Annotated in this window: 12 protein-coding genes and 2 pseudogenes; 3 read left to right on the top strand and 11 right to left on the bottom strand. The window is 61.8% G+C overall.

Features of this window, described 5'->3' with window-relative positions; all coding sequences use genetic code 11:
* Positions 1 to 67: 67 nt before the first annotated feature.
* The 3 genes from ACMGF8_RS09330 to ACMGF8_RS09320 all read right to left on the bottom strand — a co-directional run bounded on the left by ACMGF8_RS09330 (position 68) and on the right by ACMGF8_RS09320 (position 4,367).
* Complete coding sequence (locus ACMGF8_RS09330; protein WP_102861104.1) at positions 68 to 1,609, bottom strand: alkaline phosphatase D family protein; 1,542 nt, start codon at positions 1,607 to 1,609, stop codon at positions 68 to 70.
* Positions 1,610 to 2,301: 692 nt separating this feature from the next.
* A complete protein-coding gene (locus ACMGF8_RS09325; protein WP_102861103.1) occupies positions 2,302 to 2,565 on the bottom strand; it encodes an immunity protein in 264 nt (87 codons plus the stop codon).
* A gap of 14 nt (positions 2,566 to 2,579) precedes the next feature.
* Positions 2,580 to 4,367, bottom strand: a complete 1,788-nt coding sequence (locus tag ACMGF8_RS09320) for an S-type pyocin domain-containing protein (protein ID WP_416759377.1) — start codon at positions 4,365 to 4,367, stop codon at positions 2,580 to 2,582.
* Between the two features lie 347 nt (positions 4,368 to 4,714).
* Between ACMGF8_RS09320 and ACMGF8_RS09315 the strand changes: the two genes are divergently transcribed.
* Positions 4,715 to 5,221, top strand: a complete 507-nt coding sequence (locus tag ACMGF8_RS09315; protein ID WP_207167053.1) for a LysE family translocator — start codon at positions 4,715 to 4,717, stop codon at positions 5,219 to 5,221.
* Positions 5,222 to 5,287: 66 nt separating this feature from the next.
* Here the strand turns inward: ACMGF8_RS09315 and ACMGF8_RS09310 are convergent, their stop codons facing one another.
* The 4 genes from ACMGF8_RS09310 to ptsP all read right to left on the bottom strand — a co-directional run bounded on the left by ACMGF8_RS09310 (position 5,288) and on the right by ptsP (position 12,163).
* Entirely contained in the window at positions 5,288 to 5,665 is a 378-nt protein-coding gene (locus ACMGF8_RS09310) for a hypothetical protein (protein WP_102861100.1), read from the bottom strand.
* A gap of 938 nt (positions 5,666 to 6,603) precedes the next feature.
* On the bottom strand, positions 6,604 to 8,349 hold the full coding sequence (locus ACMGF8_RS09305; RefSeq protein WP_416759374.1) for a PTS fructose-like transporter subunit IIB: 1,746 nt from the start codon (positions 8,347 to 8,349) through the stop codon (positions 6,604 to 6,606).
* Positions 8,350 to 8,360: 11 nt separating this feature from the next.
* Complete coding sequence (pfkB, locus tag ACMGF8_RS09300; protein WP_305948978.1) at positions 8,361 to 9,302, bottom strand: 1-phosphofructokinase; 942 nt, start codon at positions 9,300 to 9,302, stop codon at positions 8,361 to 8,363.
* The gene (ptsP, locus tag ACMGF8_RS09295) at positions 9,302 to 12,163 is read right to left on the bottom strand and encodes a phosphoenolpyruvate--protein phosphotransferase (RefSeq protein WP_305948979.1); all 2,862 of its coding nucleotides are present in this window, start codon (positions 12,161 to 12,163) and stop codon (positions 9,302 to 9,304) included. Before ptsP ends, pfkB begins: the two co-directional genes overlap by 1 nt.
* A gap of 302 nt (positions 12,164 to 12,465) precedes the next feature.
* Between ptsP and cra the strand changes: the two are divergent.
* Together cra and ACMGF8_RS09285 are read left to right on the top strand one after the other, a co-directional pair.
* Positions 12,466 to 13,462 (top strand): annotated as a pseudogene (cra, locus tag ACMGF8_RS09290) (catabolite repressor/activator).
* Between the two features lie 3 nt (positions 13,463 to 13,465).
* The gene (locus ACMGF8_RS09285; protein WP_102861096.1) at positions 13,466 to 14,257 is read left to right on the top strand and encodes a TatD family hydrolase; all 792 of its coding nucleotides are present in this window, start codon (positions 13,466 to 13,468) and stop codon (positions 14,255 to 14,257) included.
* Positions 14,258 to 14,275: 18 nt separating this feature from the next.
* Here the strand turns inward: ACMGF8_RS09285 and ACMGF8_RS09280 are convergent, their stop codons facing one another.
* The 4 genes and pseudogenes from ACMGF8_RS09280 to ampD form a co-directional block, all read right to left on the bottom strand.
* Positions 14,276 to 14,980, bottom strand: coding sequence for a methyl-accepting chemotaxis protein (locus tag ACMGF8_RS09280; protein WP_372342434.1), 705 nt, complete (start codon positions 14,978 to 14,980; stop codon positions 14,276 to 14,278).
* A gap of 153 nt (positions 14,981 to 15,133) precedes the next feature.
* Positions 15,134 to 15,337, bottom strand: a pseudogene (locus ACMGF8_RS09275) (HAMP domain-containing protein); the annotation flags it as partial.
* Between the two features lie 1,183 nt (positions 15,338 to 16,520).
* A complete protein-coding gene (ampE, locus tag ACMGF8_RS09270) occupies positions 16,521 to 17,357 on the bottom strand; it encodes a regulatory signaling modulator protein AmpE (RefSeq protein ID WP_416759371.1) in 837 nt (278 codons plus the stop codon).
* Positions 17,354 to 17,914 carry a 1,6-anhydro-N-acetylmuramyl-L-alanine amidase AmpD gene (ampD, locus tag ACMGF8_RS09265; protein ID WP_102861093.1) on the bottom strand — a complete coding sequence of 187 codons (561 nt, stop codon included), beginning with the start codon at positions 17,912 to 17,914 and terminating at the stop codon, positions 17,354 to 17,356. The genes ampE and ampD overlap by 4 nt, the downstream gene beginning before the upstream one ends.
* Between the last annotated feature and the right edge of the window lie 35 nt (positions 17,915 to 17,949).

The following is a 17,949-nucleotide window of genomic DNA, read 5'->3' as shown; positions in this document are numbered from 1 at the left end:
GCGCAAGGCTTAAGGCCCTCTTCGCCGGCAAGACGGCTCCTAGGGAACAGGGTGCTGGCGAGGAGAGTTACACCGGTTGCAGGTTGTGTTCGTACACCGCCACGCCATCCAGGTCCCGCAGGATCACCTTCAGCTCTGCCGTCTGCCCGTCGATCTGCACTTCGCCAAAGAACTGAAAACCGGCAAAGGGCGAAGTGTTCTGCGCCGGCGGCGCCTTCTGAAACACCACTTCCGGGCCGAAGGTCTTGTCCAGCACATTGGGCCCGAAACTCCCGGCATTCAGCGGGCCGGCGACAAACTCCCAGAAGGGCTCGAAATCCTGGAACGCCGCGCGATCCGGATGGTAATGGTGAGCCGCGCAGTAATGCACGTCCGCCGTCAGCCACACATGGTTGCGAACCTGATGCTTGCGCAGATGCGCCAGCAATTCGGCAATCTCCAACTCCCGGCCCTGGGCCGGTCCCGGGTCGCCGTTGGCAACGGCCTCCCAACGCGCCACCCCGGGGCTGACTTCACCATCGGGCACACCGAGGCCAATCGGCATGTCCGCTGCCACCACTTTCCACTGGGCCTGCGAATCCTTGAGTTCACGCTTCAACCAATCCAGCTGCTCACGGCCCAGGAAGGGTTTCGCCCCACCGAGGTTGTCATCGTTGGCCCCGCGATAACTGCGCATATCCAGCACGAACACATCCAGCAGCGGCCCATAGCTGAGCTTGCGGTAAATCCGCCCGCCGCCATCGGCGCTCTGCCGGCGCATCGGCGCATATTCCAGCCACGCCTGCCGCGCGCGGCCCACCAGGGTCTGGATGTCCTTGACCGCGTAGCGCTCGTCCAACTGCTTGCCGGGCGACCAGTTGTTGACCACCTCGTGGTCGTCCCACTGCCAGATCTGCGGCACCTCGGCGTTGAAGCGACGCAGGTTCTCGTCCATCAGGTTGTAGCGGTAATTGCCCCGGTATTCGTCGAGGGTCTCGGCCACCTTGCTCTTGGCCTCGGTGGTGATATTGCGCCAGACGCGCCCGTCCTCCACGGTCAACTGCGCCGGCACCGGGCCGTCGGCGTAAATGGTGTCGCCGCTGTGGATAAAGAAGTCCGGCAAACGCAGGCGCATGGCTTCATAGATACGCATGCCGCCGATGTCCGGGTTGATGCCGAAGCCCTGGCCCACCGTGTCGCCGCTCCAGACAAAACGGATGTCCCGGCGTTGCGTCGGCGCACTGCGCAAATGGCCGAACCACAGCTCACTGGCCACACCGGATTGCGCATCCTCGAAGGTCACCCGATAGAAGATCGCCTGATCGGCCGGCAACCCGGTCAACTCCACCCGCGCCGTGAAGTCGGTCCGCGCATCGGCCAGGGGCGAGATGAAACGCCGAGGGTTGCTGAACATGCTTCGCGTGTCCCACTCCACCACCATCCGCGCCGGTCGATCGCTGCGGCTCCAGATCATCGCCTTATCCCCCAGCAGATCCCCGGACTGCACCCCATCGGTGAGCTGCGGCCGATCCTTGACTGACGCAATCACCGCCGGCGCCAGACTCGGCAGCAACAGCCCCGCCCCGGCGATTTGCATGATCCGACGACGGCCGAGGTTGAACTCGCTCATGGTGACTCCCTGACAATGGTCAAAAGGCAACCTTAGTCAGTGGGGATGAAGGGGGTGTGACAGGACGGTGGCGAGGCTGCGACCTGGATTAAGCATGCTGCTCACGCGTGTTTTCTTAGCTGCCTACACGGAAGTGAGGTGCTACGCACGGCCGTGGCCCAGACCGTGAGTTTTCTGAGCTGCCTACAGGGCAGTGAAGACCTCGACATAAAGCCGCTTGGCGGACTTGTTTTTCTTAGCTGCCTATACGGCAGTGAAGTGGTTCGTTGACCACTACACAATCGCCCTGGACCAATAACCAGACATTCAAAGCTCGGCGGGAAAGACTTGATGACATGGCCAGCGGTGCCCAAGGCGACGCGTAACGCGCACGACATCAATTCAAGGGGGGAATAGAGAAAACGGTGATTTTTGTACGCTAAGCCGCTTGGCGTGGCTGAAACCCTTTATCAGTCTGAGTGTGTCCGGTTTGATGGATATTGAGATACCTGAATCAAAATAAAAACGCGTCTTATGCATTTATGCATTTCTTGCCAAGAAGCTCTATGGCAACATATTCAGAGGTCTCAAAGGCCGAAAAGCTCAGCCACCTATTTTCCTCGATGACTGAGCTTTTTGACGATAATATCGTGTTGCACCCAGAACCTGCATCCGCCTAGTTTAAACTGGGCGGATGCAAATGGCATCACACGTTATTCAAAAGAGTATCTTTTCTCAGTGACAAAGTTCGGTTCTTTCCAGTTTGGGCCCTTTTCTGGGAGGGGTTTTTTATTTTCCACCAACTTTCCTTCTTTGATTAATTTTTGATATGTCCGCAATAGCTTTCCATCTGCAACCACCTCAAAGTTATATTTAACATACATTCTGTCGATGCTTGGATAGGGGATGCGCGGGGCGAAATGTAAAAGAATATCTTCCACGCTTTCATTCTTGAACATGCTTTCTTGTTCGGTCATAGCTTGCTCTCCTGTTACTTAAAGTATGCTTCTTCGGCCTCTGGAGTATACAAAGGCTGCGTTTTTTCATTGATTTTATAGTCCTCCAGAGTTGCAGTATGGGTATTATTCCAAACTTCGGTTCTGTTTTCTGGAATTTCACCATCCTTAACTCCAAGGTTTCTATAACGCTCTAGCTCCCTAATCTCATGGGTGTAAAAACGTTTATCAATATCAGTGACCTGTAGGACACCCTTCAGAATTCTCTCCAGACGATCAATCATCACTTTGTTATCGGGCGACTCACCAAATCGGCTGGTATGCAGTTTCACTTGATTCACGCCTGCCTGATCTATGGTCGCTGTACGCCAATCAAGATCAAGAACAGGACCACCGGCTTTATTCGTATTGTAATCACGACCACTGTATTGTCCCTTGGCATTGGTTTCCCCGTAAGGACTATGGAACATAAGATACAGAGGAACAAATCCTGTACCGACGGGCAGGATCAAAATGTAATCGTCAAAGCTGGCGTCGGTCACTTCGGGAAAGGTATCGATGCGTCCTTCAACGGGAGTGATGGTTGCTCCGTTGTAAACGGGGGATGGGGCTGTTTCTGCTGGCAGACTCGTTGAACTGTTGCCGGGAGACACGACCGGTGTCCAGGTCAAGGTCCTCGACGGCACGTCGGCGGTGGTCGCTGTATAGACGTTCTGTCCAGCGTTGTAGCTTGCCGTGACTACCCGTACCTTGGATGGTACGGTAACCCCGTCGGTCTTGACGACAAACACCTTGGATCGTCCGTCTTCAGCAGTTTTCGAGCTGATACGCACCGGCAGGTCGACTGTGCCATCAACAGCTGCTGCGGTTTGCAACGCTTGCGAGCTAAGGTTCGGTGCTAGATCGGAAAGCGGCGTGCTAAAGGAATAGCGCTCCGGCAATTCACCATTGCCCAGTTCACGAGGGAAAGCCAAGAATGCAATCACCCCGACTGCTGCGCTTGATGCGGCTCCTGCTACAAGGCCGGCGAGTCCTGCAATGGCCGAACGAATAGCGGTCGCTAGCGCCACCGCTCCACCTTCGACGGCAAGCGTTCCTCTAACGGCTGTAAACAACGGTTGTGCAACAGCCACCGAGCCTTGCATGTGGAATGTGTTAGCAACTCTAGCCGCCTCGGCCTGTGCTTCAGGAATTTGTATCTGACGCAAGTAAAGCTCGGACTTTAAGTTTTTAATGAGTACTTCGAGCCATTTAGCTTGATAAGCCGCTGTATACGATTCTCCATAGTTTTTTTGTATTTGTGCTTTGACGGTAGGCCTATATCTTGGCGCCCCCAAAATTGCATAAGAGTTTCTTTTCTCGATGCTCAAACTAAGGGGGTCACTCCCTGAGTAGGCTTTTGATTGCTCGATTAAGATCTGGCGATCGGATTCTCTGCGGTTTATTAAGTCTTCTAGGGTTTTTGTGTCTCTCTGTAGTTTTTCAACACTGAGTTTGCTTTGTATGCTTGAAACTCCGGATGTTTGAAGTTCATCCTGAACGTATTTATCAGTTTTTGATAAAATGTCTTCGTATTTTTCTTTTACTTCTTTTTCAATCCTAGATAGCTCAGTATGAAACTCTTTGTATTCGGCCCTATTAGCAAGCATTGCCTCACGATGAGGATCGTATTTGGTTGTATTTGGACCTGCGGTGATACGGAAACTATCTCCCATAGCGCTAACCCCGGCAGATGTTCCGTAGATAGTTGTCGCAGGTAATACATAAGAGCCTGGTCCCGTCTGTGAAGCACCAGGTCCCAGGTAGTCGTTGGTGTTTGACATGCACATTATCCTTTAATTCGGTGTTATTGCGTGTTCGAAAGTCGATCAGGCCTGCCCGACACAACCACTGTATAAAAAACCAGTCATGCACTCAAGCATTTTTAATGCATAAATGCATATTTTCAAGTAGGCGGTATGACCGCTTTCAGGAGAGACCCCAAAGCAGGGAAAGATCAGAGCGAAGGAAGTACCGCCGCGAGCCATCGGGCGCGTAGTGGCGCGTATCAGGGAAGCCAACAGAACTCGGGAAAAATCGAACGCTAAGCCTGCGACTTGTCTGGTTGAAGTCTTGGAGAATGCCAGTGAGGCGTCAGAAAATATCGGCATTGGCCCTATTCTGACGTTGCGTGGGGCGTCGACTTGATGCCCGATTAGGGTGTACTTCAAACGGACATAAACTGGATTGGCAAAGGGTTTCAGCCTCTCCAACTGGCTTAGCGTACAAAAATCTCCGTTTTCTCTATTCATCCCCTCAACGGAAAGATCGGGCTTGGCGCAGTGTCGGGACTCAAAGCCAGGCTGAAGCAGGACACTCCGGCGTTCCGACCACTCGACTCTTCCTGAGCGGATTTGCAACTAACATATCCAACCCCAAAGGCATTGTTTTCATGGTGGCCATCCTGCTCCATTTCATAAACCAGACACCGCCCTTAGTCCCTCAACTTGCACTCATGGCCTTGACCATGACCCTGGTGGATACGCTGGTGATGACAACCTACGCCTACAGCGCCAACCGACTGCAACACTACCTGCGCAGCCCATCGGCCCTGAGCATTCAGAGCCGATTCTTTGGCGGCGTACTGATGACCATGGGTGCAGCCTTGCTCATGGTGAAAAACCAGGCCGTCGATTGACTGCCCCCTCTGAACCTGATGGCAAGGGAGCCGGAGCCCCCTTGCCAAACGGGCGGAAAATCTCGACTACGGAACCGAGCGATTGCCATCAAGCAAGGCATCGACCACGCCACGGGCCATTTCCACCGAATGCACCAGGGACCAGATCAGGCCACGCTCGATGCCGCTGGCCTGCTCGGTGATCTCGTCGGACACCTCCTCGGCCGCCTTGAGCAGCATGGACACGTGGAGCAAGGCTTCCTCGGCGCTGATACCGGGACGAACGCTGAAGGGCGAGTCGGTGCCCGCAGGACCCGCGGCGGTGGGGTGCAGAGCCGCAATCAACGAGCCGTTTACGCGGGTGTTGGCCAGCGCATGGCGAATGACTTCGTTGGCCAGATCGTGGTCGGGATTACGACGGGAAACAGAATGGAAAACAGGCGGATCGGGGACGATCTTTTTCATGGTGTAGCTCCTTGGGGTGGAGCCACCACCTGACGCTGCTAAACGTAAGGTGGCAGCTGTACGCGGGTTAGCAGACCGGTCCAAGGAATCCGGCGCACCCGAGGGCGCCCCACGCACAGCCGCCATAACAGAACTCGGCAGGCCAAAAGCCAACCGGGACAGGGGCCATACTTGCGTGTCTTGGAATCAGGCTGCTAAACCCGATCACTGAACATTCAGTGACGAACCGAGCCTAGAGAGCCGAGTACCCAGCCGCAAGCGCCAGGGAGTGTCTCGGAAACGCCTTACAAAAGAAAGAGACTTGGCCGACCGTTACCACCACCAAAGGCTGAGATCGACCAAGATTCGGACGCAGGATTTCCAGCGCTCTTGAAATCGCCGCGTCTCCTGCGACGGAGTGCCGCCCAGAGCGTTCGCAGCCTTCGGCAGCGGCTACACCAAGCCGCCTGTAGCCGCTGCTGAGCCCGCGAAGCTGCGAAAAGGACCGCAGGACCTTGCTTGGCGATGTCCCGACGAACCTCGGGCGTCTTCAAGATCACTGCGTCTCCTGCGGAGCCGTTCGCAGCCTTCGGCAGCGGCTACACCAAGCCGTGCCCTGTAGCCGCTGCTGAGCCTGCGAAGCTGCGAAAAGGACCGCAGGGCCTTGCTTGGCGATTTCACGACGAACCTATGGCGTCTTCAAGATCTCCGCGTCTCCTACGGAGCCGTTCGCAGCCTGCGGCAGCGGCTACACAAAGCCGCCTGTAGCCGCTGCTGAGCCTGCGAAGCTGCAAAAAGGACCGCAGGGCCTTGCTTGGCGATGTCCCGACGAACCTCTGGCGTCTTCAAGATCGCCGCGTCTCCTGCGACGGAGTGCCGCCCAGAGCGTTCGCAGCCTGCGACAGCGGCTACAGCGGGTGCCGTTGCGGGATTGCGCCGCAACGGATGTGCCGTGGAGGTCAGGCCGCCTTGGCCGGTTCCAGGGCCAGTTCGACGGTCTCTGGTCGTTTCACTAGGGCATAGACAACCGCCGTCAGCAGACTCCCTGCAACAATCGCCAGCAGGTACAGCAGCGCATGGTTGATGGCATTCGGGATCAACATGACGAACAAACCACCATGGGGCGCCATCAGTTTGCAGCCGAAGTACATCGACAAGGCCCCGGTCAGGGCGCCGCCCGCAATGCTCGCCGGGATCACTCGCAGCGGGTCCTTGGCGGCAAACGGGATTGCGCCTTCGGAGATAAAGCACAGGCCCAATACCAGGGCGGCCTTGCCAGCTTCGCGTTCGGTCTGGGCAAATTTGCGGCGGGCAATGAGGGTGGCAATCCCTAAGCCAATCGGCGGCACCATGCCCGCGGCCATGGTCGCAGCCATCGGTGCATAACTCTGGGACGCCAGCAGCCCCACCGAGAACGCATAGGCCGCCTTGTTGATCGGCCCGCCCAGGTCGACGCACATCATCCCGCCCAGCAGTACCCCCAGCAGAATGGCGTTGGTGGTGCCCATGCTGTCGAGGAAGTGGGTCAGCGCCGCGAGCATGCCCGCCACCGGTTTGCCCACCACGTAGATCATCACCAGCCCGGTGAACAGGCTGGCCAGCAGCGGGATGATCAGGATCGGCTTCAACGCCTCCAGGCTTTGCGGCAGTCGCACATATTGGCTGATCGCCTTGGCCGCATAACCGGCCAGGAAGCCGGCGACGATGCCGCCGATGAAACCCGCGCCCAGGGTGCTGGCGAGCAGGCCGCCAATCATTCCCGGCGCCAGACCCGGGCGGTCGGCGATGGAGTAGGCGATGTAACCGGCCAGCAGCGGCACCATCAACTTGAAGGCGGTCTCGCCGCCGATCTGCATCAGGGCCGCGGCCAGGGTGCCCTCTTCTTTGAAGGCGGTAATGCCGAAGACGAAGGACAGGGCAATCATCAGGCCGCCCGCCACCACCATCGGCAGCATGAACGACACGCCGGTCAGCAGGTGTTTGTAGACTCCGGTCTTTTCCTGCTTGGCCGGTGTCGCGGCGCCTGGCGCGGTGGACTCCAGCTGGCCCTCGGCCAGTGCCTTGTTCAGGGTGGCCTCGGACTGTTTGAGGGCCACGCCGGTGCCGCAGCGGTAGATCCGCTTGCCGGCAAAACGCTCGGTGGCCACTTCGATGTCCGCCGCCAGCAGCACCACGTCGGCGGCAGCGATGGCTTCGGCGCTCAGCGGGTTGCGCGCGCCCACCGAGCCCTGGGTTTCCACTTGCAGGTCGTAGCCCAGGCGTTTGGCGGTCTGCTGCAAGGCCTCGGCGGCCATGAAGGTGTGGGCCACGCCGGTCGGGCAGGCGGTGATCGCCACCAGGCGCGGCGCGCGCTGGCCGGCCTCGACCAGCGGCTCGGCACTGGCTTGGCTGGCGACATGGATCTGAGCCTCTTCGGCGCCGCGACGCAGCACCGCATCGACGTCCTGCAGGGCCTGGGACGGGGTGCTGCGGTAGACCCGCTTGCCGACAAAACGCGACAGGTCCACAGGCCCGGTGCTGACCACCAGCACCCACTCGGCAGCCTCAATGGTGGCCGCTGACAGTTGGCGTTCGGGGTGTGCGTCATCGTGCACTTCCACGCTGGTGCTCCAGCCCTGGCGCTGGGCCGCGGCGTCCAGCAGGCGGGCGCAGAGTACGCTGGTGACCATGCCGTTGGGGCAGGCGGTAATAATGGCTAACTTCATACGCAACCCTCTTATTGTTCTAGGAGGGGGTGCACGCGCACCCCCTGCTCCAGCCGGGCCAGTTGGGCCCTGTCGCTGATGCCGAAACCGATCTGGGTCACGGCCATGGCGGCAATCGCCGTGGCGGTGCGCAGGGTCTGTTCGAACGGCTGGGCGCCGAGCAGGCCGTGGAGCATGCCCGCCAGCAGCGAGTCGCCGGCGCCCACGGTGCTGACCACGCTGACCTTGGGTGGCAGGGCCTGCAGGGACGGCGCGGCGCTGAACCAGTTGACGCCCTCGGCACCGTGGGAGATCACCACGTGCTCGACGCCTTGGGCCAGCAGAAGGCGCGCCGCCTCGGCCTGCACCGCCACGCCAAGCACCGGGCTGCCGAGGACGTCCGCCAGTTCCTCAGTGTTGGGCTTGATCAGCCAGGGCCCCGCCGCCAGACCGGCGCGCAAGGCGGCGCCGCTGGTGTCGAGGGCGACCTTCAGGCCCAGGCTTTTCAGGCGCAGCAACAGCGCCTGGAACCATTCGGGGCTGATCCCTCGCGGCAGGCTGCCGGCCACCACCACCGCGTCATGCCCGGGGGCGATCTGGTCCAGGCGCTCCAGCAAGGCCTGTTGCGCCGCCTCGCTGACCTCGGGCCCGAGGCCATTGATATCGGTGATGCGCCCGTCGTCTTCGGCCAGCTTGATGTTGCTGCGGGTATCGCCAGGCACGCGGATAAAGGCATCGACAAAGCCGCGCTGGGCGAACAACGCGTCAAACGCCTGTGGATTGTTTTCCCCGAGAAAGCCGCTGACGGTCAGTTGGTGGCCGAGGTCGGCCAGCACTTGGGCCACGTTCAGGCCCTTGCCTGCCGCGTGGCTGTGCAGGGCGTTGCTGCGGTTGACTTCCCCGACCTCCAGGCGGGCCAGCTGCACCGTCAGGTCCAGCGCCGGGTTGAGGGTCAGGGTGAGAATCTTTGCCATTACATGGCCTCCACTAGGGCACGCACCTCATGGGCGCTGCCGACGGCCAAAGCCTGTTGAGCAAGGGTTTGCGTCTGGGTCAGGCTGAGCTCGCGAATCCGCGCCTTGACCTCGGCGATGCTGCGTCCAGAGACGCTCAGTTCATCCACCCCCAGGCCCACCAGCACCGGCACCGCCAGCGGGTCGGCCGCCAGCTCGCCGCAGACCCCGACCCACTTGCCGTGGGCATGGGCAGCGCGCACGGTGATGTCGATCAGTTGCAGCACCGCCGGGTGCAGGCCGTCGGCCTGGGCTGACAGCGTCGGGTGGCCACGGTCGATGGCCAGGGTGTATTGGGTCAGGTCGTTGGTGCCGACGCTGAAGAAGTCCACTTCCTTGGCCAGCACCGGCGCCAGCAGGGCGGCGGACGGCACTTCGATCATGATCCCCAGTTGCAGGTCGGCCACCGGGATTTCCCGGCGCAGGCGCTCGGTCATGTCGCGGGCCTGACGCCATTCTTCGACGCTGCCGACCATGGGGAACATGATCCGCAGCGGGCGGTTGTCCGCCGAGCGCAGCAGCGCACGCAATTGCGCTTCCATGATGAGCGGCCGCTGCAGGGTCAGGCGGATGCCGCGCACGCCGAGGAAGGGGTTTTCTTCCTTGGCGATCGGCCAGTAAGGCAGCGGTTTGTCGCCGCCCACGTCCAGGGTGCGCACCACCAGCGGACGCCCGGCAAGGCCGTCGAGCACACGGCGGTATTCGGCTTCCTGGGTGGCTTCGTCCGGGGCCTGGGGATGGGCCATGAAGATCAGTTCGGTGCGCAGCAGGCCGATGCCTTCGGCGCCGTTTTCCACAGCGGCGGCGACACCGGCGCTTTCGCCGATGTTGGCGAACACCTCCACCGCATGACCATCCGTGGTGCGGGCCTGTTGATGGCGTTGCTCGGCGGCGGCCTTGAGGCGTTGCTCGCGGGTGTCACGCTCTTCGGCGGCCCGCTGCAGGGTGTGGCTGTCGGCGTCGACATGCAGGCGGCCGCGCTGGCCGTCCAGCAGCAGGGGCGTGCCGGGCTTGATCAGCAACACGCTGGCGCCCGCGCCCACCAGGGCCGGAATGCCCAGGGCCCGGGCGACGATGGCGCTGTGGGCGGTGGCGCCACCGCGGGCGGTGAGAATGCCGGCGACGCGAGCCGGATCCAGGCGCGCGACGTCCGAGGGACCGACTTCGTCCATCACCAGGATGTAGGGCTGGTCCGGTTCGGCCGGGGTTTCGATGCCGCACAGTTGCGCCAGCACCCGGCGGCCGATGTCCCGCAGGTCGGCGGCGCGTTCGGCGAGCAAGGCATCCTGCAGGGCTTCCTGCTGCTTGGCGGCGGTTTCGATCACGGTCATCCACGCCGCTTCCGCGCTTTCACCCTGCTTGAGGCGGGTGTCCACTTCGTCGGTCAGCTCGGGGTCGTCGAGCATTTCCTGGTGGGTGATGAAGATCTCGCGAATGGCCTTGGCCTTGCTGCGCTGGACCAGCCCGTCGATGTCCTGGCGCACGTCGGCCAGGGCCTGCTGCAGGCGCTGGCGCTCGATGGCGGTGGACTCGCCCCGCAGCGGGTAGTCGATGGCTTGCTGGACCTGGATGTGGGCCGGGCCGATGGCGATGCCGGGAGCGGCGGCGATGGCCTGGATCAGGCTGCCGGAAGCCGGGGCGCTGAGCGGGACCACGACTTCCTGTGGCTCTTCCCGGGGGGCGCTGGCCGCCGGCAGGGGCTCGACGGCTTCGCCCAGGCCGGCTTCGATGGCCGCCAGCAGGGCCGGCAAGGCATCGGCGGCAATGCTCGGTTCCGCGATCAGCTCCAGCACCTGGCCGCGTCGGGCACCCAGGCTCAGCAGCTTGCTCAGGCTTTTCACCGAGACAGCCGAAGCCGCGCTATCGGCGATACGGATGCGGATCTCACCCTCGAAATTCTTCGCCAACTGCGCCAGCTCCTTGGCCGGGCGCGCATGCAGACCGTGGGCGTTGGCCAGGGCAATGCGGGCGCTGGGCCAGTCTGCGGGCAACTCACCGCCGAGCACTTCCAGCACCGCGCGACGGCTGGTGGCGCGGCCCAGCTCCTGGCCCCGGCCTTCGATCAGCAACGCACACAGGCGCTCCAGCAGGGCTTGATGGGCTTCCCCCAGGCTGGCCAGGCAGAACAGACCGCTCAGGGGCTGGCCCAGGTAGCGGATGGGTTTGTCCGGGGTGACGAACGCCAGCCCCGGGCGCAGCACGGTCTGCTCGCTGTGCAGCCACCACAGGCCGTCGCCCAGGGGCAGCGCATCCACCTGTTGCAGCACCGCGGCAAAGCCGTTGCTCACGCACTCGGCCTGGCGTAGCAGGCGGGCGCCGCGCCAGACCAGCTCTTCGAAATCTTCCGCCGCCACCCCGAGGCCGATCATCTGCGCGTCCAGCGCCAGCTCCTGGGGCGCGCCCTGCAACAGCTTGAGCAGGGCCTCCGGGGAACTGGCACGACGCAGGGCCTGGCCCAGATCGGTTTCTCCCAGGGCCCGGGTCAGCAGTTGCAGCAGGCGCAAATGCTCGTCGGATTTGGCCGCGATGCCGATGGCCAGGTAGACGATCTGCCCGTCGCCCCAGTCCACACCGTCGGGAAACTGCAGCAGGCGCACGCCGGTGGCAAACACCTGATCGCGGGTTTCCGGGGTGCCGTGGGGGATGGCGATGCCTTGGCCGAGAAAGGTCGAGCCCTGGGCTTCGCGGGCCTTGAGGCCGGCCAGATAACCTTCGGCCACCAGGCCGTCAGCCACCAGTTTGTCGGCCAGCAAATGCAGCGCCGCGGACTTATCCACAGCCGTTTGGCCCATGGATATCTGCTCTACAGTGAGCTCGAGCATGGCTTCTCCTATTTAGCGCGGCAGGTGGCGGCGCTAGGTATTGTTTTAAGTAAGCAGCGTAGGCGTGTTTATGGCCACAAACGGGACTTGTTACCGGGCAGAGGTGTTTTTCCGCTTATGATCTAGCCTAGAAAATACGCCTGCTGAAACGTTTAATCTAGCAAGTTTGCTAAGTTACTCGATAATCTCGGCGCCTTGAAGTCCTTCCGCTCGATGGCCGGTTCCGACGTTGGTCGCCTGCCCAGATCAGGTAGGATTGGCGAAAATGTCGGGGCAAGCACCAAAAACAAGGAAATCCCGGGTTGAAACTCAGTGATATCGCTCGCCTGGCCGGTGTGTCCGTTACCACCGCCAGTTACGTCATCAACGGCAAGGCCGAACAACAACGCATCAGCAACGCCACCGTGGAACGGGTGCGCGCGGTGGTGGAGGAACACGGCTTCACCCCCAACCCCCAGGCCGCCGGCTTGCGCAGCCGGCACACCCGGACCCTGGGGTTCATTCTTCCGGACCTGGAAAACCCCAGCTACGCGCGCATCGCCAAGCTGCTGGAGCAAGGCGCCCGGGCCCGGGGCTATCAATTGCTGATCGCCAGCTCCGACGACGCACCGGACAGCGAGCGGCAATTGCTCCAGCTGTTTCGCGCGCGGCGTTGCGATGCGCTGTTCGTCGCCAGCTGCCTGCCGCCGGAAGACGACAGCTATGAGCAATTGCAGGCCCAGGGCCTGCCGATCATCGCCATCGACCGGGTGATGCCGTCCGAGCTGTTCTGCTCGGTGATCAGCGACGACCTGCACGCCAGCCTGCAGCTGACCCAGAGCCTGCTTGAGCCCGAGCCCAAGCAGATCGTGCTGATCGGCGCAGCGCCCGGAACTGAGCATCAGCCAGGAACGCGCCGCCGGTTTCCGCCAGGCCCTGCAAGGCTTCGGCGGTGAGGTGCTGATCGAGCACGGCGAAGCCTTCAGTCGTGATTGCGGCCGGCAGTTGATGGAAGAGTTGCTACAGCGCCTGGGGCACCTGCCAGATGCCCTGGTGACCACCTCCTATGTGCTGCTGCAGGGGGTGTTCGACGCTTTGCACGACTTCCCGCTCAAATCCCGGCCGCTGCGCCTGGGCACCTTCGGTGATACCCAGTTGCTGGACTTCTTGCCGCTGCCGGTCAACGCCATGGCCCAGCAGCATCAACTGATCGCCGAAAAAGCCCTGCAACTGGCCCTGGCCGCCATCGAAGAAGGGCAATACCAGCCCGGCGTCCAGGCCATCGCCCGGACCTTCAAACAGCGCATCCGGCAGGCCTGATCCGTGGAACTGATCGACACCCACACCCATCTGGATTTTCCGGATTTCGACGATGACCGTGAGGCGCTGCTGGCAGACAGCCGCGCCCGGGGCGTCTCGCGAATGGTGGTGCTGGGGGTCTATCAGGCCAATTGGCAGCGGGTCTGGGACCTGGTGCAGAGCGATGCCAGGTTGTACGCGGCCTTTGGCCTGCACCCGGTCTATCTGGACGCTCATCAACCCGCCGACCTCCAGCAACTGGAGGACTGGCTGACGCGATTGGCAGGGCATCCCCAGCTGTGCGCGGTGGGCGAGATCGGCCTGGATTACTTTCTTGCGCAATTGGACCGCGAGCGCCAGCAATCGCTGTTCGAGGCCCAGTTGCAGCTGGCGGCGGACTTTCACTTGCCCGCCCTGCTGCACGTGCGGCGCAGTCACGCCGCGGTGATCGCCACCTTGAAGCGCTTCAAGCTCAAGCGCGGCGGCATCATCCACGCCTTTGCCGGCAGCCGCGAGGAAGCCCGGGAATACATCAAGCTGGGGTTCAAGCTGGGCCTGGGCGGCGCCGCTACCTGGCCTCAGGCATTGCGCCTGCGCAAGGTCCTTGCCGACCTGCCCCTGGACTCTGTGGTGCTGGAGACCGACTCGCCGGACATGGCGCCCGCCATGTTTCCCGGGCAGCGCAACAGTCCGCAGCATTTACCGGCGATCTGCAGCGCCCTGGCAGACATCATCGGTATCGCTCCCGAGCAACTGGCCAGGGCCAGCACCGGTAATGCCTGCGAGCTGTTCGGCTGGCCCTCAGGCACGCCGTAACGATCGCCTCCTCCCAGGTCAGACGCGGAAAGCCCCAATCAGCTGTTTCAACTGCACCACCTGGGCCGACAGCTGGCGGCTGGCATCCTCGGTCTGGTGCGCGCCTTCGGCAGTGCGTTCACCGGCGCGATTGATCTCGACAATGTTCTGGTCAATGTCGTGGGCCACTGCCGTCTGCTGCTCTACGGCGGCGGCGATCTGCTGGTTCTGGTCGACGATCATGCCTACCGCACCCAGGATGTTTTCCAAGGCCTGCTGAACCTTTTCCGACTGGTCGACCGTGCCATTGGCCATGGCGTGACTGCTGCCCATGGCCTTGACCGCCGCGCCGACGCCGCCGTGGAGCTTGCCGATCATTTCCTCGATTTCTTCGGTGGATTGTTGAGTGCGCTTGGCCAGGGTCCGCACTTCATCGGCCACCACGGCAAAACCCCTGCCTTGCTCGCCGGCGCGGGCGGCCTCGATGGCGGCATTCAGGGCCAGCAAGTTGGTCTGTTCGGCAATGCTCTTGATCACTTCCAGCACCCGACTGATGGACTGGCTGTCGCTGGCCAACTGGTTGATCACCCGCACTGACTGATCGATCTCGCTGGCCAGGCGAGCAATGCTGTCTTGCTGGGACTCCACCAGCCCACGGCCGCTGATGGTTTCGTCGTTGACGCTGTGGGCACTGCTGACCGCCGCTGCCGCGCTGCGGGCCACTTCCTGGGAGGTGGCGGACATCTGGTTCATGGCCGTGGCCACTTGTTCGATCTGGCTGCGCTGGCCAGCCACGGCCTGATTGCTCTGAGCCGAGACGCTTTCCACCTGCCCAGCCTGGCGCTCCACTTCGCTGACGGTATGGCCGACCCGTTCGATCAGGTCGTGGATCTTGCGCACCGTGCCGTTGAACACACTGCCCAGTTCGCCCAGCTCATCACGGCTGTGGGCGGTGAAGGTGACGGTCATGTCCCCCGCCGCCACCTTGTCCATCATCGCCCCCAGTTGGCGCAGGGTGGTGCGGGTGGAGGCATAGAAGCCGCCGTACAGATAAACGATGGAGAGAAACACCAGGGCCAGGGCCGCTACCAGCAGCACCATGTGGCTGCGGTTCTGCTGCAGGCGTTTTTGCAGCTCGACATCAAGGAACTTCAAGGTGCCTTCGTTGAGTTGATAGGTCTGCGCCATCAGGCTGCTGATCTGGTCGTAGAACCCCTGCCAGGGCGCGTCCAGGGTATCGGCCATCACCACCTGCTCTTCGAACAGTTCGCTGGCCTGCTTGAGGCTGCCTTTGCTGGCACTGGCCAGGCTGTCCAGGGCGTCGTGGGCGGCGCGGCTGGAGCCCAGGGCATCCTGCAGCTTGAGTCCGTACTCGGCCTGAAGCTTTTCGATCTGCACCAGCAGCTCGTCGAAGCGGGTGCTGGATGAAGAGTTGAGAAAACCCTGGCCCAGGGAATAGGCGCCCATGGCCCGACCTTCTCCCAGGGTCTGGGTGACTTGCGGGGTGACGCTGGTGATCAGCTCGCTGAGCTGGCGGATATCGCTCTGAGCATCGCGGCTCAGGCCCGACTGGCTGGCGATGATCTGGCTGAACAGTTGCGCGCTGCCCAGCAGCTTGCCGATCAGCCCGCTTTTGTTCAGCAGCGAGCTTTCCACCTGCTGGGCCTTGAAGGCCGCCACCAGCTCGTCGCGCTTGGCGTTGAACACCTCGACCTGCTGGGGATCGACGGTGACGGCCTCAAGAGCCTGCATGCGCTCGAGCACGGACTTTTCCAGGGCGACTATCTTGCCCTCCAGATCCCCCGCCTTGCCGGACTGACCAAGGCTGGCGTTGATCTGCACCAGGTTGTTGAGGGTCTCCAGGTCCCGGCGCAGAGCCAGGCTGCTGCCCAACAGGTCGAGACTTTGCAGTTCGACCCGGGTGCCCTGGAACTCCCGGTAGGAGTCGCGTACCAGATAGAAGTTGGTCACCAGCATGGGCACAAAGAACAGCACGCTGATCAGGCTGAACTTCATGCCGAAGCTCAGGCGGTTCATCAGCGCGACAGCGGGATAGAGCAAGCTCTTCACAAGGAAGTCTCCCTTTTCTTTTATTGTTATGGGCCGGCAGGCGAAGGCAGCAGAAAGCCACTATTCGGCGCTCCGTCTGTATAGCTCAATTTGGGGGGAGGTTTTGTAACTTAAAGTTAACCGCGCATGGGCGGTGGATCGGGGCGGTGGATCGAGCCCGTGGCCCCGGCTGGCGCAGCGAGCCAGACTGGCTCGCTGCGCCAGGGGCACAGATTCAGGCGAGAACGGTCCACAGGGCAAAACCGGCGTACCAGAGCACGGCCGCCCGCAGCTGCAGCTCCCAGATGCGGTCCAGGCTATTGATGCCTTCGGGCCCGGCCAAAGGCGGAGGAATCTCGGCGGCCACCAGGCCGACCTTCTCTACCAGTTGCGCGGCGCTGATGTGCCAGTTGAGCAACTCGTGGAGCATCACCCGGCTCACGGCCACGAAGTTGCCCACCAGGGCGAAGCTTGCCGCCAGCAGGCGCACCGGCAACCAGTCGAAGGCATGGCGCAACTGCGCCGCACGCTCCACCAGAGCGGGATTCTTGCCGTGCTCGGCAGCCAGCGCCAGCAGGCGATAGCTCAAAGCCGCCACCGGGCCCAGCAGGAAGTACCAGAAGATCACCACGAAGAAGCTCTGGAAGGCCTGCCACAGCAGATAGCCCTGGACCCGTTCGAGCAGTTGCTCGCCATTGTCGGCGTCAATGTTCAGGTCACGCTTGGCCACATGCACTGCTGCTTGCAAGTCTTCACGGCGCCAGGCATCGCGAAACGGCCCGAGGCCACCGAGCAGATCGCCCCGGCCCAGAGCATAGATCACCACCAGCAGATGCACCGGCAGGGCCAACAGTCCATAGGTGACCGGCTCCAGCACCAGCAGCAAGAGACCGAGCACGGCCACCGGCAGCAATACCAGCACCAGCAACAGGCACCATGGATGCCCCGCCAGACGCGGGCTGGCCTCCAGCCGCGCCAACTCCTTGAGCCACCAACCGTCGCGCTGCACCCGCTGGCGCAAGGCCGAGAATTTCTCGATCCACACCGCCAGCAGCAACACCAGAAAACTCATTGTCCTTCTCCCTTCTCCAAGGCGGCACGATAACGTGCCCAGTCAAAAGCCTGGCCCGGGTCGGTCTTGCGCCCGGGAGCGATGTCGCTATGACCACAAATCCGTTGTGGCGTGATGGCGCAGAAAGCCGCCTGTAATTGTTTGGTCAGGGCACTCAGGGAACGGTACTGGGCGTCGGTGAAGGGCAATTCGTCAGTGCCCTCCAGTTCGATGCCCAGGGAAAAATCGTTGCAGGTGTCCCGCCCCTCAAAGCTCGACACTCCGGCATGCCAGGCCCGATCCAGACAAGAGACAAACTGAGTGACCGCGCCGTCACGTTCGATCAGAAAATGCGCAGACACGCGCAAGTCGGCGATCCCGGCAAAATAGGGATGCTCTGTGACATCAAGGCGATTCTGGAAGAATTCCTGCACCTTGCCGGTGCCGAACTGCCCCGGCGGCAGACTGATGTTATGAATCACCAACAGGGAGATCTCGCCTGCCGGGCGTTCATTGAAATTGACTGACGGGCAGTGCCGTACGCCGTGACACCAACCCGTGGCAGGGTCCAGCCGCATACCGATTCCTTCAACTAAAGCCTTGAGTGGCCCAG

The sequence above is a fragment of the Pseudomonas sp. BNK-7 genome (assembly GCF_048072025.1).
Lineage (GTDB): Bacteria > Pseudomonadota > Gammaproteobacteria > Pseudomonadales > Pseudomonadaceae > Aquipseudomonas > Aquipseudomonas danubii.
Note: the sequence above shows the minus strand (reverse complement) of the source record. Positions and strands in the feature narration are given on the sequence as shown.